This is a genomic window from Pigmentiphaga sp. CHJ604 (genome assembly GCF_036972535.1).
Taxonomy (GTDB): Bacteria; Pseudomonadota; Gammaproteobacteria; order Burkholderiales; family Burkholderiaceae_B; genus Pigmentiphaga; species Pigmentiphaga daeguensis.
In genome coordinates this window covers 2,167,179-2,180,066 of record NZ_CP136998.1, presented here as the reverse complement: position 1 = coordinate 2,180,066, position 12,888 = coordinate 2,167,179, and the positions used below count along the sequence as shown (strand labels likewise).

14 protein-coding genes and 1 tRNA gene are annotated in these 12,888 nt (G+C 68.5%); 9 read left to right on the top strand and 6 right to left on the bottom strand.

Annotated elements, in window-relative coordinates; genetic code table 11:
* Positions 1 to 14: 14 nt before the first annotated feature.
* The gene (locus R4823_RS10495) at positions 15 to 923 is read left to right on the top strand and encodes a DUF72 domain-containing protein (protein WP_087839353.1); all 909 of its coding nucleotides are present in this window, start codon (positions 15 to 17) and stop codon (positions 921 to 923) included.
* On the opposite strand, the gene R4823_RS10490 is transcribed toward R4823_RS10495, so the two are convergent.
* The gene (locus R4823_RS10490) at positions 911 to 1,771 is read right to left on the bottom strand and encodes an IclR family transcriptional regulator (RefSeq protein WP_338618575.1); all 861 of its coding nucleotides are present in this window, start codon (positions 1,769 to 1,771) and stop codon (positions 911 to 913) included. The genes R4823_RS10495 and R4823_RS10490 overlap by 13 nt on opposite strands.
* Before the next feature lie 95 nt (positions 1,772 to 1,866).
* Between R4823_RS10490 and R4823_RS10485 the strand changes: the two genes are divergently transcribed.
* The 7 genes from R4823_RS10485 to R4823_RS10455 all read left to right on the top strand — a co-directional run bounded on the left by R4823_RS10485 (position 1,867) and on the right by R4823_RS10455 (position 8,472).
* Complete coding sequence (locus tag R4823_RS10485) at positions 1,867 to 3,201, top strand: Rieske 2Fe-2S domain-containing protein (protein ID WP_132979985.1); 1,335 nt, start codon at positions 1,867 to 1,869, stop codon at positions 3,199 to 3,201.
* Positions 3,202 to 3,263: 62 nt separating this feature from the next.
* Entirely contained in the window at positions 3,264 to 4,238 is a 975-nt protein-coding gene (locus tag R4823_RS10480) for a tripartite tricarboxylate transporter substrate binding protein (protein WP_165963199.1), read from the top strand.
* 3 nt (positions 4,239 to 4,241) lie between these two features.
* Entirely contained in the window at positions 4,242 to 5,021 is a 780-nt protein-coding gene (locus R4823_RS10475; RefSeq protein WP_087839349.1) for an aldolase/citrate lyase family protein, read from the top strand.
* Positions 5,018 to 5,995, top strand: coding sequence for a thiamine pyrophosphate-dependent dehydrogenase E1 component subunit alpha (locus R4823_RS10470; protein WP_338618572.1), 978 nt, complete (start codon positions 5,018 to 5,020; stop codon positions 5,993 to 5,995). Before R4823_RS10475 ends, R4823_RS10470 begins: the two co-directional genes overlap by 4 nt.
* The gene (locus R4823_RS10465) at positions 5,988 to 7,019 is read left to right on the top strand and encodes a transketolase C-terminal domain-containing protein (protein ID WP_338618571.1); all 1,032 of its coding nucleotides are present in this window, start codon (positions 5,988 to 5,990) and stop codon (positions 7,017 to 7,019) included. Before R4823_RS10470 ends, R4823_RS10465 begins: the two co-directional genes overlap by 8 nt.
* Positions 7,016 to 8,005, top strand: coding sequence for an NAD(P)H-quinone oxidoreductase (locus tag R4823_RS10460; protein WP_279814132.1), 990 nt, complete (start codon positions 7,016 to 7,018; stop codon positions 8,003 to 8,005). The genes R4823_RS10465 and R4823_RS10460 overlap by 4 nt, the downstream gene beginning before the upstream one ends.
* Positions 8,005 to 8,472, top strand: coding sequence for a nuclear transport factor 2 family protein (locus tag R4823_RS10455; protein WP_165963198.1), 468 nt, complete (start codon positions 8,005 to 8,007; stop codon positions 8,470 to 8,472). Before R4823_RS10460 ends, R4823_RS10455 begins: the two co-directional genes overlap by 1 nt.
* 15 nt (positions 8,473 to 8,487) lie before the next feature.
* On the opposite strand, the gene R4823_RS10450 is transcribed toward R4823_RS10455, so the two are convergent.
* Both R4823_RS10450 and R4823_RS10445 read right to left on the bottom strand, forming a co-directional pair.
* Positions 8,488 to 9,765: a cytochrome c gene (locus tag R4823_RS10450; RefSeq protein ID WP_338618570.1), complete on the bottom strand. Its 1,278-nt coding sequence runs from the start codon at positions 9,763 to 9,765 to the stop codon at positions 8,488 to 8,490.
* Entirely contained in the window at positions 9,762 to 10,442 is a 681-nt protein-coding gene (locus R4823_RS10445; protein ID WP_243724572.1) for a c-type cytochrome, read from the bottom strand. The genes R4823_RS10450 and R4823_RS10445 overlap by 4 nt, the downstream gene beginning before the upstream one ends.
* Before the next feature lie 441 nt (positions 10,443 to 10,883).
* Between R4823_RS10445 and R4823_RS10440 the strand changes: the two genes are divergently transcribed.
* Complete coding sequence (locus R4823_RS10440; RefSeq protein WP_338618567.1) at positions 10,884 to 11,210, top strand: helix-turn-helix transcriptional regulator; 327 nt, start codon at positions 10,884 to 10,886, stop codon at positions 11,208 to 11,210.
* Positions 11,211 to 11,227: 17 nt separating this feature from the next.
* Here R4823_RS10440 and R4823_RS10435 read toward each other — a convergent pair whose 3' ends face one another.
* The 3 genes from R4823_RS10435 to R4823_RS10425 form a co-directional block, all read right to left on the bottom strand.
* A complete protein-coding gene (locus tag R4823_RS10435; protein WP_087839340.1) occupies positions 11,228 to 11,431 on the bottom strand; it encodes a hypothetical protein in 204 nt (67 codons plus the stop codon).
* 284 nt (positions 11,432 to 11,715) lie between these two features.
* Positions 11,716 to 11,792: transfer RNA gene (locus R4823_RS10430), tRNA-Arg, on the bottom strand.
* 74 nt (positions 11,793 to 11,866) lie between these two features.
* Positions 11,867 to 12,838, bottom strand: a complete 972-nt coding sequence (locus R4823_RS10425; protein ID WP_338618566.1) for a LysR substrate-binding domain-containing protein — start codon at positions 12,836 to 12,838, stop codon at positions 11,867 to 11,869.
* Between the last annotated feature and the right edge of the window lie 50 nt (positions 12,839 to 12,888).

Below are 12,888 nucleotides of genomic sequence, written 5' to 3'. Positions count from 1 at the left end.
TCGGATTTCCCGCCATGGCCGTGCGTGTCGGCACTTCGTCCTGGACCGATCCCACCCTGCTGGCCTGCGGCCGCTTCTATCCCGCCTCCGCCCGCACGGCCGAGGACCGGCTGCGCTTCTATGCCTCGCGCTTCCCGCTGGTCGAGGTGGACAGCAGCTACTACCGCCTGCCCGCCGCGCGCACGGCGTATCTGTGGACCCGGCGCACGCCGCCGGACTTCGTCTTCCACCTGAAGGCCTTTCGCCTGTTCACCGGACACCTGACCCCGGTCGCGGCGCTGCCGGCCGACATCGCCGCCGAACTCCCGTCCGGCGCCCGCGTCGTCGACCATGCCACCCTGCCGGGCGAACTGCGCGACGAATTGTGGAGCCGCTTCCTGCAAGGCCTGGAGCCGCTGCGCCAGAGCGGCCAGCTGGCGGCGGTCCATTTCCAGTACTCGCCCCGGGTGCGCAACAACGCCGCCGGCCGCGCCCTGGTCCGCGATTGCGCGCGCCGCATGGAGGACCAGGTGCACGCGGTGGAATTCCGCCATCGCGGCTGGCTGGACCCGGCGGGCCGGCCCGGCACGCTGGCATTGCTGCGCGAACTGGGCGCGGCCCACACCGTGGTCGACAGCCCGGACCAGTACGTGAACAGCGTACCCGCCGTCTGGGCCGCCACGCGCCCCGACCTGGCGGTGGTGCGCCTGCACGGGCGCAACAGCCAGGCCTGGAACCGCCGGCGCCTTGCCGCCTCGTCGGGCCGCTTCGTCTACGAATACACGCCCGAGGAACTGGAGCGCATCGCCGAGTTGGTGCGTCGGCTCACCCAGGCCGCGGCCAACGTCCACGTGCTGTTCAACACCAACTTCGAGGACCAGGGCGTGCGCAACGCGGCGGCATTCGACGATACCCTGCGGCGGCGGCCGCGTCAGACCGCGTAGCTGCTGCGGCGCACCTGCGCCACCATTTCCACCAGCCTGGGCGCCAGCCCTTCCTCCACGCTTTGCCGCGAGGCGCGAAAGCGCGGAATGACCGCGTTGAACACGATCAGCTCGCCGTCGCGCAGCCGGCCCATGGGCACGCCCACCGCATAGTGGTCGGGGTGCTGCTCGCCGTAGACGCTGCAAAACCCCTTCTTGGCGAAGGCCTCGAACGAGCGCGCCGCATGATCCTGGTGCTCGGCCCACATGCGCGGCGTCTTGACCCGGATCTCGTTCAGCAGCTTCTGCCGTTCGACCGGCTCGCACCCCGAGATGAAGGCATGGCCGATGGCGGTCGAGACGATGGGAAAGCGCAGGCCGATGTCCGAGAGCTGCGGCGCGAAAGAACTCGTGATGCGGCTCGTCTCCACATAGACGATGCTGAGTCGGTCGCGTATGCCCATCGACACCGAGCAGTTCATCGACTCGGCCAGCACGTTCATCAGCGGGCGGGCCAACTGGCGCAAGGTGATCGAGGCCAGCAGCGGGTAGCCCAGCGACACCACGCCCGGCGCCAGGCGGTACTTGCCCGACAGCGTGTCGGGCCGCAGGTAGCCCAGCTTCACCAGGGTGTAGGTGAAGCGCGAGATGGTCGGCGGCGACAGGCCGGTGCGCCGCGCCAGCTCCTTGTTGCCCAGCGCCGGCTCGAGCGGCGTGAAGCAGCGCAGGATCTGCATCCCCCTGGCCAGGGTGGAGGCGAACAGCCGGTCGCCCTCGTGCGCCTCGTAGGCGTCGAACTCGATGTCGCTGGGCTCCTCGTCGATCTGGTAGGGATTGCGCGGCATGGCGTTCCAGGGCGTATTCGGCATTGCAGAATGCTATTCAAAATATCCGAACTTCCCTACCAGCGATTTCCCGCACGGCACGACACTTCCTGCACGAACACCAAGGAGACGGCCACATCATGCTGAGCGCGGAAGACAACGAACTGATCACCCGTTCCGGTCCCGGCACCCCCGCCGGCCGCCTGTTGCGCCAGTTCTGGGTGCCGGTCCTGCTGTCCGAGGAACTGCCGGAGCCGGACTGTCCGCCCAAGCGCATCAAGGTATTGGGCGAGGACTTGCTGGCCTTTCGCGACAGCAGCGGACGCGTCGGCGTGGTCGATCCGGTCTGTCCGCACCGCGGCGCCAATCTCTACTACGGCCGCAACGAACACGCGGGGCTGCGCTGCGTGTTCCATGGCTGGAAGTTCGACGTGGACGGACGCTGCCTGGACATGCCCACCATGCCGGCCGATTCGCCCTACCGCGATCGCATCCGCCTGAAGGCCTATCCCGCGCGGGAGTGGGGCGAATGCGTCTGGGCCTACATGGGGCCGGCCGCCGAACCGCCCCCGCTGCCGAAGCTGGCCTTCGCGCTGGTGCCGCCCTCGCACCGCTACGTCAGCAAGAAGTGGCAGGACTGCAACTGGCTGCAATGCGTCGAGGGCGCGCTGGACACGACCCATTTCTCGTTCCTGCACATGCTGTTGGGTACGGAAGAAGCCGGGACGGCCGAAGCGGTGATGGAACGGATCAAGCACGCCGCGCTGGGCGCGCAGGCCGTGCGCAACGACCGCTTCAAATGGGTGCGCGACGATCCCATGCCGGCCTTCTCGGTGGACGAGTTCCCCGCCGGCCTGGTGGTGGGCGGGGCGCGCAAGGCCGACGGCGACGATCTGTACTGGCGCATCGCCCACTACCTGGTCCCCAACCATGCGCTGGCGCCCAGCGCGTTTCCCGGCGAGAACTACCATGGGCAGACCTTCGTGCCCGTGAACGACACCTCGTGCTGGATCTACACCTACACCTGGAACCCGGACCGGCCGCTGACCGAGGAAGAGCGGGAGGCGGCGCGTCAGGGACACACCATCCACGCCCAGGTGGACGAGCACTACGTGCCCTACCGGAACCTGCGCAACGACTACCTGATCGATCGCGAGGACCAGAAGCACAACAGCTTCACCGGCATCCAGGGCGTGTCCGAGCAGGACGCCGCCATCCAGGACAGCCAAGGACCGATCGCCGACCGCACGCGGGAACACCTCGGTCCCACCGACCTGGGCATCGTGCGCATGCGCCGCCTGCTGCTGGGCCTGATCCGCGACGAGATGGCGGGCAGGACGCCCCAGGCGCTGTCCCACCCGGACGAGTACGCCGTGTTGTCCGGCGGCTGGGTCGCGCACAAATCCAAGGCGCTGGGCGAAGTCATGACCGAGCGCTTCGGCAACCCCCACGGCTACGTCGGGCAGGAGCGATGACCCGCTGATTTCCCTCAAGCTTGAAGCGGCGCGGACACAGCGCCGCCATACCGGAGACGATGATGAGACTACTCAAGCTGCTCGCGGCAACGAGCGCAGTGCTGTCCTGCGCTCTGGCAACACCGGGCGCGCACGCCCAGAACTACCCGGTCAAACCCATCAAGCTGGTGGTGCCCTACCCGCCCAGCGGCATCGGCGATACCGCCGCGCGCGACATCGCGCTGAATCTCGCGCAGCGCCTGGGGCAGCCGGTCATCGTCGAGAACAAGCCAGGCGCCAGCCAGATGATAGGCGCGGAGTTCGTGGCCAAGTCGCCGCCCGACGGCTACACGCTGTTCCTGGGCAGCCTGTCCAGCCTCGTGCTGAACATCGCGGCCCAGAAGAACCTGCCCTACGATCCCTTCAAGGATTTCGCGCCGGTATCGCTGGCTTTCACCACCCCGCTGTACCTGGTGGTCAATCCTTCCCTGCCGGTGAAGTCGGTGGCCGACCTCATCGCCTATGCCCGCGGCAATCCCGGCAAGCTGAGCTTCGGTTCGATAGGCGCGGGCAGCTCGCTGCACCTGACCGCGGAAATGTTCAAGTCCATGACCGGCACGGACATGGTCCACATTCCGTACAAGGGCAGCATGCCGGCGCTGAGCGACCTCGTCGGCGGCCAGATCCAGCTGGTGTTCGACGTCGGCACCTCGGCCCTGCCCCTGGTGCACGGCGGACGGCTGCGGGTGCTGGGCGTCACCAGCAAGACGCGCGCCAGCGGCACGCCCGACATCCCGCCCATCGCCGACACCGTGCCCGGCTTCGACGCCTCGTTCTGGTTCGGCATCGTCGCGCCGGCCGGCGTCCCCCAACCCATCGTCGACAAACTGTCGACCGAGCTGCGCGCCATCCTGCGCCAACCCGCGCTGCGCGAGAAATTCCGCAGCAGCGGCGTCGAGCTGACCGGCAGCACCCCTGCCGAGATGATGGCGCAAATGAAGGCCGACCTGCCGATCTGGCAGGAGGTCCAACGCAAGGCAGGCATTTCACCGGAGTAAGACATGACTTCATCCCCCGTGCAAAACCGCTTCAAGCGCCTGATCCAGTCCGGGCACCCCCAGTATGGACTGTTCTGTGTCTCCAACGCCTTGCAGACCGTGGAGGCGCTGGCGGACAGCGGTTTCGACTTCATCATGTTCGACCTGGAGCATTCGCCCCAGAGCATGCCCCACCTGCATGCCCAGTTCGCGGCGCTGGCGGCTGGCCACACGGCGGCCACGGTACGCGTCCCCATCCTGGAGCCCGCCTCGTTCAAGCAATACCTGGACCTGGGCGCGCAGGCGCTGATGGTGCCCAACATCTCGAACGCCGACGAAGCCCGCGCGGCCGTGCGCTACACCCGCTACCCGCCGGCGGGCGGCGTACGCGGCCTGGGCGGCACCATGCGCGCCACGCGCTATGGCCGGGACAAGGAATACTACGCGCGCGCCGCGCAGGAGACCTGCCTGCTGGCGCAGATCGAGACGCGCGAGGCCATGGCCAACCTGGACGCGATCTGCCGCGTGGAAGGCGTGGACATGGTGTTCTTCGGGCCGACCGACCTGTCGGCCGACATGGGGCACATGGGGCAGCCCAACCATCCCGAGGTGGTCGAAGCCATCGAGCAAGGGATACGGCGCGCGGTGGCCCTGGGCATGCCGGCCGGCGTGCTGGCGGGTTCCCCGGAATGCGAACGCTACGTCGCGGCAGGCGCCACGGTGGTCATCGTCGGCTCTGACCTGTCGCTGCTGGTGCGCACGGCCGACGCCCTGGCCGCCAAGCACGTGCAGGCCGCCCGATGAGCCTCCAGGCGACATCCGGCGGCGGGCCGTTCGCGCGCGAACTCGCGTCCCTGGACACCATGCTGCGCATCCGCCTGCTCGAGGAAAAGATCACCGAGCTGCGCAAGGCGCAATCCATCCAGGGCTCGGTCCACCTGTGCATCGGCCAGGAAGCCATCTACGCGGGCTCGTGCCAGGCGCTGCGGGCGGACGACCCGGTGTTCTCCACCTATCGCGGCCACGGGTGGGCGCTGGCGCGCGGCGTGCCGGCGCAAGGGATACTGGCCGAGCTGCTGGGCCGCGAAACCGGCGTATGCCGGGGGCGCGGCGGATCGGCCATGTTCAGCGCCGCCGACCACGGTTTCTACGGCGAGAACTCCATCGTCGGCGCCGGTGCCCCGATCGCCTGCGGCGCCGCGCTGGCCTCGGCGCTGCGCGGCGAGGAACGCGTGGCACTGACCGCGTTCGGCGACGGCGCCATGAATCAGGGCGCCATCCACGAGGCGATGAACTTCGCCGCCTACCGCAACCTGCCGGTGCTGTTCATCTGCGAGAACAACACCTATGCGGAACTGACGCCGGTGGCCGAGACCGTGCGCGATGCCGAACTGCACAAGCGGGCCGCCGCCTACGGCATGCCCGGGGAACGGGTGGACGGCAACGACGTGGCCGCGGTGCGCGACTGCGTGGCCCATCACGCGGCGCGCGCCCGCGCGGGGCAAGGCCCGGCGCTGATCGAGATGATGACCCAGCGGCTGGTCGGCCACTACTACGGCGACCTGCAGGGCTACCGGCCGCGCGGCGAACTGGCCGAGGCCCGGCAGCGCGAACCCATCGCGCGCCTGCGGCAGCGCCTTGCGGCGGACGGCGTGGCGGCCGATGCCCTGGCCGCGCTGGAAGCGGCCGCCGCGGCCGACATCGCACGCGCGGCCGACGCGGCGCTGGCCGCGCCCCTGGCCGATCCCGCCACCGTCATGGAGCACCTGTATGCCTGAAGCTTCTTGTTCCACGGGAGTCGCCCAGCTCAGTTTCGGCAAGGCGGTGAACGCCGCGCTGGCCCGCGCGCTGGAGGAGATGCCCGAGGTGGTCGTGTATGGCGAGGACGTCGGCAAGCCCGGCGGCGTCTTCGGCGTGACCAAGGACCTGCAGCGACAGGCCGGCGCCGCGCGCGTGTTCGATACCCCCATCAGCGAGACCGCCATGCTGGGCGTGGCGGTGGGCGCGGCCATGAGCGGCCTGCGGCCCGTGGTCGAGATCATGTGGATAGATTTCAGCCTGGTCGCCATGGACCAGCTCGTGAACCAGGCCGCCAACGTGCGCTACGTCTCGGCCGGCCGGCTGGCCGCGCCGCTGACCGTGCGCACCCAGCAGGGCGCCACGCCCGGTTCGTGCGCCCAGCACTCGCAGAACCTGGAAGCGCTGTACGCCCACATACCGGGGCTGCGCGTGGGCATTCCGGCCACCGCGCAGGATGCCTACGACATGCTGCTGGCCGCCATCCGCTGCGACGACCCGACCCTGGTCATAGAGAGCCGCGCCATATACCACGGCGACCCGCAGCCCGTCAGCCTGGGAGGGCCCATCGAGGATGCCCGGGGAGCCCGCGTGGCACGGCCCGGCCGCGACCTCACCCTGGTGGCCTGGGGCGCCATACTGTTCCCGGCGCTGGAGGCTGCCGCGCAATTGGCGCGCGAAGGCATCGAGGCCGAAGTGATCAACGCACGCTGGATCGCCCCTTTCGACTGGCCCGCCCTGCTGGCCAGCGCCGGCCGTACCGGCCGCCTGCTGGTCGTGCACGAGGCCAACGTGACCGGCGGCTTCGGCGCCGAGATCGCGGCCCGCGTGCAGGACGAGCTGTTCGGCTGCCTGCACGCGCCCGTGCGGCGCCTGGGCGTGGCCGACTGCCGCATCCCCGCGGCGCCGCACCTGCAGGCCGCGCTCATCCCCGACGCCGGCCGCATCGCCCAGGCCGCGCGCGAACTCGTGGGCGGACAGCGGAACAGGAGGACCCGGCCATGAGCACGCTGCGCTACATCGACCACGGCAAAGGCGGACCGCCCGGCGTCCTGCGCATGGCCGAAGGCACCGTGCCCGCCCCCGGTCCGGGCGAGGTACTGATCGAAGTGGCCTTCGCCGGCGTCAACCGGCCCGATTGCGCCCAGCGCGTCGGCCGCTATCCGCCGCCTCCGGGCGCCTCGCCCATCCTGGGCCTGGAAGTCTCGGGCCGCGTCGCCGCCGTCGGCCCCGGCGTCGAACGGTGGCGCGCGGGCGACATGGTCTGCGCCTTGACGCCGGGCGGCGGCTACGCCAGCCATTGCCTCGCCCCGGCCGAACACTGCCTGCCGGTGCCGGCCGGCTTCTCGCTGGAACAGGCCGCGGCCCTGCCCGAAACCTGCTTCACCGTCTGGGACAACCTGTTTTCGCGGGCACGCCTGCAGCCCGGCGAGAACCTGCTGGTCCACGGCGGTTCGAGCGGCATAGGCGTTACCGCGATCCAGATGGCCAAGGCCTTCGGCGCCCGTGTGCTGGCCACCGTGGGCACGCCGGAGAAGGCCGCCTTCTGCCGGATGCTGGGCGCCGACCTGGCGATCGACTACCGGAACGAGGACTTCGTACGACAGGCGCTGGCCTTCACCCAGGAACGCGGCGTCGACGTCGTGCTGGACATGGTGGGCGGCCCCTATGTCGCCCGCGACCTCGAGGCCCTGGCGCTGGACGGCCGCATCGCGCTGATCGCCTTCATGGGCGGTCCCGAGGCGATGCTGCCCATCCCCGCCCTGCTGCGCAAGCGCGCCACGCTGACCGGCTCCACGCTGCGGCCCCGCTCGGTCGCCCTGAAGGCCGCCATCGCCCGCGAACTGGAACGCCATTGGTGGCCCCGGCTGGCGGCCGGACAAGGCACGCCCGCCATCGACAGCGTCATTCCATGGACCGACGCGGCACGTGCGCACGAACGCATGGAAAGCAGCGCCCACACCGGCAAGATCGTGCTCGCGGTGAACTGATGCCCACCCAACCTTCCAAGGACCCGACCGCCATGGCGACCTCCGAACTCGAGACCGCGTGGGCGTGCAGCCGCGTGGTGCACGACTTCTTCCACCACTACGACCACTGGCGCTATGGGCGCATGCTGGACCTGTATACGCCCGATGGCGTCTGGCACCGCGCCGGCGCCGCGCTGCGCGGCCATGCCCGCATCCTGGAGGAACTCGAACGCCGCCCGCGCAACCAGCGGGTCGCCCACGTCGTGACCAACCTGCGCGTGGAGCCGGCCACGGCCTCGACGGCCAGTGCGACCTACTACCTGACGGTGTATCGCCACGCGGGCGAGATCGCGGACGACGCGGCGGCGCCCATGGCCGGCCCCGCCATGCTGCTGGCCGGCACGGCCGGACTCGTGCACACCGCGCAAGGATGGAAATTCGACAGCCAGACGCTCACGCGCCGGTTCGAGGCCGGCCCGGCGCGCTGAACGCCGGACCGGGCCCTAGCGCACGGCCTCGCGCACCCGGCGCACCTCGGGCAGACTGACGGCGCTGGCCTGGTTGCCCCAGCTCTGCCGGATGAACGACACCACGGCCGCCACGTCCTGGTCGCCCAGCAACTGGCCGAACGGCGGCATGCCGTGCGGCTGCGGATTGCCCGCCGTGGCCGGCGCGAAACCGCCCGACAGCACCATGTGCACCGCATTGTCCGACGACGCGGCCACCACCGAGATATTGCCCACCAGCGGCGGCCAGGCGGGCGGGCGCCCCTTGCCATCGGCGCCGTGGCACTGGGCACAGTGCTGTTCGTACAGCTTGCCGCCGATCTCCATCAACGCCGGCGCCGCGGCCGCGGACACCGAGGCCGTATCGGTACCGACCGCCGGCAGCGACTTCAGATAGACCGCCATCGCATCCAGGTCGGCGTCGTTCGCGTACTGGAACCCTTGATGGACCGCCTCGGCCATCGGCCCCGCCGCGTGCGAACGTGGCGAAATGCCCGTCTTGAGCAGATCGACGACGTCCTGCCGGGTCCAGTCTCCCAGGCCGGTCACGCGGTCGCCCGTCAGCGGCGGCGCATACCAGGATTGCCCGCCGATCAGCGAACCGGCCAGCCCGGCATCCAGCGCCATCGCGCCCAGGCGATTGCGCGGCGTGTGGCACTCCGCGCAATGGGCCAGGCCCTGGACCAGATAGCGTCCGCGCAGCCAGGCCTCGGACGGCTCCGCCGGTGCCGGCCCGTCCGACGTCGGCCGGAAATAGAAGGCCCGCCACACCGCCACCAGCCAGCGCTGGTCATAGGGGAACTCGAGCTCGTGCGGCCGGTTCACCCGCGCCGCCGGCGGCAGCGAACGCAGATAGGCGAACAACGCGTCCGCGTCCGTGCGCGAGACGTGGCGATAGCTGGGATACGGAAAGGCCGGATACAGCAGGCTGCCATCCGGCGCCTTGCCCTGGTGCAACGCGCGCCAGAAATCATCGGCGCTCCACCTGCCCAGTCCGTGCTCCGGATCGGGCGTCAGGTTCGGGCCATAGAACGTGCCGAACGGCGTCGCCAGCGCACGGCCGCCGGCGAAGGCCTCGCCGCCGGGCGCGGTGTGGCACCCCACGCAATTGCCCAGGCGAGCCAGATAACGCCCGCGCTCGATCTGCTGCCCGCCATCCTCCGCGGCCATGGTCCGCGCAGGCGTGTCGTACTCCCGATGCCCCATCCAGAACACCGTCCCCACCGCCACGACGGCCACCGCCAGCACACCCAGCAGGAATCCGCGCTTGTTCATGGCCGGCTCCCCACATGCACCTGGCTGCCGCACTCCATCGGCATCGGCTCGGGCAGGCTGGCGGCCGGCACCACTTCGCGCACCGGTTGCGAAGACAGCCATCCCGCCACCGCGCTGACGTCCTCGGGCGTCAGGCGACGCGCGATGTCCGCCATGCAATCGGGCGCGATCGCCTTGCGCAGGCCGTTGGTCCACGCGCCGAACTGCGAGCTCAGGTAGTCATGCGGCAGGCCCAGCAGCGCCGGCACCGCCGGCAACACACCGGACAGCGCCTGCCCATGGCAGGACACGCATGCGGGCACCCCGCGCGCACGATCGCCTTCCATCACGAGCTGCCGGCCATGCTCCAGCGTGGCGGCGGGCAGGCGCGATGGCTTGGGATCGGGATAAGGAGGATGCTGGTCCGAAAACCACACCGCGATCTGCTTCAGGTACTCGTCCGACATGTTCTCGAGCAGATGCTGCATGGGCCGGTACTGACGCTGGCCGGCGCGGAAATAGACGAGTTGGTTGTACAGGTAGTCGGCCGGCTTGCCGGCGATACGGGGGTAGTAGCCATCTGGCCCGGCGCGGCCCTGCTCGCCATGACAGGCCGTACAGGCCGCCATGCGTCCCGCCATGGTGCCCGGCTCGAGCTTCTCGGGCTGCTGGGCCGACAACGGCGCCGACAGGGCCATCGAGGCAAGTCCCCCCAGGATTTTGTATTTGTAGTTGACGAATGGCATGGGTCAGTGGGGCAACGGCGTGAAACCGCGCCCCTGGGCAGCGTTTCGACACAGCCAGTGTACCCGGGGTTGGTGGAGAAACGCGGGGGGTGGGACGCGACCGATCGTCGCATGGGGGGCTTGCTCGGCATGGCGGCGGTCACGTGAAACATGGACCAAGATGTCCTTTGCCACGTTGTCGGCTATGTTCATCGTGGTTAATGATGCGCCGTCAGCTCGGCGGGTGACCTCGTCAAGCGCACTTGGACAGATCACGCATAAGACTTATAATTAACTTATAATACTAATGAATTCGATCGTCTGGACCCTGAAGGCCGCCAAGCAATTGCGCAAGATCAATCGGCCTCATCAGGGAGATCAGAATCATCGAAATCCAGGAGATAAAAAAGCGCGATGAACGCACGTATTAATATCCAGGTCATCAACGGCGCGGACGGCAAACCCGCCTTCGTGGTGATCCCTTACGGCGAATACATGGCGCAGCGCAACGTCGGCAAGGATTTGATTCCTCACGACGTAATCAGCCGAACCGTGGACGGCGCCACACCCGTTCGCGCGTGGCGCGAGCATCTCGGCTTTACGCAAGCTGAAGTGGCCGAGCGTCTGGGCATCAGCCAGTCCGCCTACGCTCAACAGGAAAGCAGCGAGCGTCTGCGCAAATCGACTCGGGAAAAAATTGCGGCAGCGCTGGGCATCAGCCCGGAACAGCTCAATTTCTAGCCATATATCGCACCCCCCTACTTCGCCTGCTCCAACCCCCGATAGCTGTTGATGGTCGTCAAGGCCTGCGTGCGCGCCAGATTTTCGGTTTCGACCAGATCCTGCCATCTCGTCCAGCTGTGCGGATCAAGGATGTCGTTGTTTCCGAAATAGTCGTGGACTGCGACATGGGCCTCGTCCCAGACTCGCATCGCATCTTGAACGTCGTTGATAGTCAGCATGTCGGCCTCCTGGAAGGAGGAGACGGGGCAGCAACTGTCGTTCCTGGAAGAAAGCCAGGCCAGTTGGCCTCAACGAAAAAACCACCCCTCGGGATGGCTTTGCTGTCTGGGCGCAACTCGGCCCGGATGCGCACGCACTGATGTCAGCCGATACCGCACGGCACGCCTGCGCGAGATTGATGCCATCCAAGCAGGCGGCGCCCCCAAATCTCCCAGGCAAAGAAAAACGGCTTGAGGGTCGTGGACCTCAAGCCGTTTAAATCCCTGATTTAACAGGGTAATTCTGGCGCGCCCGGCAGGATTCGAACCCACGACCCCTTGGTTCGTAGCCAAGTACTCTATCCAACTGAGCTACGGGCGCTGCAAAGAAATGAAATTATAGCGACACTTTTTTCGGCTTGCAAATCGAGGGCTGAAAAACCTGCAAACCCCGCATCAACCCCGGCCAGACGCCCGGCTTCGCCCCGCTCTGCCAGCCTGCTCCGCCCTGCCCCGTGACGTCTGCGAGACGTCGAAATCCGCGCCCGGCAGGCGCTGCACCAGCATGTCCAGGAAGGACCGGGCCGCGGTGGTCAGGGTCCTGCCCCCCGGATAGACGGCAAAGATGTTGACCGGCGGTGGCAGCCAGTCCTCCAGGACTCGCACCAGCCGGCCCCGGCGCAGTTCCTCCGCGCACAGGTCCAGGGGCAGCGCCGCGATGCCCAGGCCCTGGCGCGCCGCCTGCAACAGCGCCGACAGGTGGTAGGTGGTGAAGCGCGGTTCGAAGCGCACGACGCTGGTTTCGCGGCCGCGCCGAAGCCGCCATAGCCACTCGGTGGCCTTGCGCCCGAAGCCCAGGCAGGGCATGGCGGCCAGGCCGGACGGGTCCGCCAAGGTGTCCAGGCCGGGCAGGTCCGGGCTGGCCATCAGGGCGAAGGGGCTGGTGATCAGTTTGCGCGCGACGATGTCGGCGTCGGGCAGCGCTTCGAACGCGGGATAGATGACGAGGTCGGCCGAAACGAAGCGCGGATCGAAAATGAGCGCGCTGGCCTCGAAATGGAGCCGTACGTGGGGGTGAGCCAGCGCGAATTCGGTGGCCAGTCCTTCGACCGCGATCTCGCTCAGGTAGGGCGGCGCGATGACGTGCAGGGATCCGGTGGGCACGGCTTGCAGGCGTTCGGCCAGTGCCAGCAGCCTGTCGGCCTCGGCTGCCACCCGTGCGCATTGCCGGTAGCATTCCTGTCCGAAGCTGGTCAGCACGAACTGCCTGGGGCCACGGTGGAAGAGCGGCGCGCCCAGGCGGCGCTCCAGGTCGGCCAGCCTGCGCGCCAGCGTGGACTTGGCCACGCCCATCTGCCGTCCGGCGGGCGACAGGCCGCCATGGTCGACCACCATCTTGAACACGTACATGTCGTCCAGGCCGCGCATGGATTCGTTCCTTTTCCAGTACGTTGACGTTCCAATAACAGAACGAACTC

What these genes read in the sequence shown, in the direction of transcription:
- R4823_RS10495 (WP_087839353.1), top strand. Translation starts at nt 15, where the DNA reads ATGGCCGTGCGTGTCGGCACTTCGTCCTGGACCGATCCCACCCTGCTG.
- R4823_RS10490 (WP_338618575.1), bottom strand. Translation starts at nt 1,771, where the DNA reads ATGCCGAATACGCCCTGGAACGCCATGCCGCGCAATCCCTACCAGATC.
- R4823_RS10485 (WP_132979985.1), top strand. Translation starts at nt 1,867, where the DNA reads ATGCTGAGCGCGGAAGACAACGAACTGATCACCCGTTCCGGTCCCGGC.
- R4823_RS10480 (WP_165963199.1), top strand. Translation starts at nt 3,264, where the DNA reads ATGAGACTACTCAAGCTGCTCGCGGCAACGAGCGCAGTGCTGTCCTGC.
- R4823_RS10475 (WP_087839349.1), top strand. Translation starts at nt 4,242, where the DNA reads ATGACTTCATCCCCCGTGCAAAACCGCTTCAAGCGCCTGATCCAGTCC.
- R4823_RS10470 (WP_338618572.1), top strand. Translation starts at nt 5,018, where the DNA reads ATGAGCCTCCAGGCGACATCCGGCGGCGGGCCGTTCGCGCGCGAACTC.
- R4823_RS10465 (WP_338618571.1), top strand. Translation starts at nt 5,988, where the DNA reads ATGCCTGAAGCTTCTTGTTCCACGGGAGTCGCCCAGCTCAGTTTCGGC.
- R4823_RS10460 (WP_279814132.1), top strand. Translation starts at nt 7,016, where the DNA reads ATGAGCACGCTGCGCTACATCGACCACGGCAAAGGCGGACCGCCCGGC.
- R4823_RS10455 (WP_165963198.1), top strand. Translation starts at nt 8,005, where the DNA reads ATGCCCACCCAACCTTCCAAGGACCCGACCGCCATGGCGACCTCCGAA.
- R4823_RS10450 (WP_338618570.1), bottom strand. Translation starts at nt 9,765, where the DNA reads ATGAACAAGCGCGGATTCCTGCTGGGTGTGCTGGCGGTGGCCGTCGTG.
- R4823_RS10445 (WP_243724572.1), bottom strand. Translation starts at nt 10,442, where the DNA reads ATGGCCCTGTCGGCGCCGTTGTCGGCCCAGCAGCCCGAGAAGCTCGAG.
- R4823_RS10440 (WP_338618567.1), top strand. Translation starts at nt 10,884, where the DNA reads ATGAACGCACGTATTAATATCCAGGTCATCAACGGCGCGGACGGCAAA.
- R4823_RS10435 (WP_087839340.1), bottom strand. Translation starts at nt 11,431, where the DNA reads ATGCTGACTATCAACGACGTTCAAGATGCGATGCGAGTCTGGGACGAG.
- R4823_RS10425 (WP_338618566.1), bottom strand. Translation starts at nt 12,838, where the DNA reads ATGCGCGGCCTGGACGACATGTACGTGTTCAAGATGGTGGTCGACCAT.